Here is a 564-nt window from a genome sequence, read left to right as displayed (position 1 = left end):
CCCCCGACCAGCAATAAAAGCCGCCATCCCCGTCCCATGAGCAGTCTGCGGCTTCAACCCACCAGGACCCCCACGACCCGACACATCCGTACCCCCCTCAAAACGCACCCCCACCAGATCCTGATGCGTCGCATCGACTCCCGAATCGATCACACACACCTTCACCCCCGCACCTCGTGACACGCCCACCGAACGATCCACCCCCAACCCGGTGATCCACCACGACAACTCCCGCGCCACCCCCCGCTTCGCCGCCGCAGCCACCCGCATCTGCTCCTCCAACGCCGCCCGCTGCTCCGCCTCCGAAGCCCCCACCACCGGCACTGCCCCCACCGTCGCTGACGCCGCCGACACCGGCAACACCACCAACACACCCGCCAACACACCCACACACACCCGAGCCACCATCACAACCACCAATCCCCCACCAACAGCCCTACGTCAGCCCTGCCGCCCCACACCACGGCGACGCCGCCACCAGAACACCCCACCAAGCACACCAGCCACCGCCACCACAGCTACGCCAGCCATCTTCAACTGCTCACGCCTCTTCAAAGACTCCGC

General features: G+C 66.8%; 1 protein-coding gene. It reads right to left on the bottom strand.

Translation table 11 applies throughout. The features are described 5' to 3' along the window. Nucleotides 1–408: S8 family serine peptidase (locus AUCHE_RS10800; protein WP_006503341.1), on the bottom strand; the 408-nt coding region annotated here is incomplete at its 3' end. Nucleotides 409–564: the final 156 nt, after the last annotated feature.

It is taken from the genome of Austwickia chelonae NBRC 105200 (genome assembly GCF_000298175.1).
Lineage (GTDB): Bacteria > Actinomycetota > Actinomycetes > Actinomycetales > Dermatophilaceae > Austwickia > Austwickia chelonae.
This window is presented reverse-complemented; position numbering and strand designations above follow the sequence as displayed.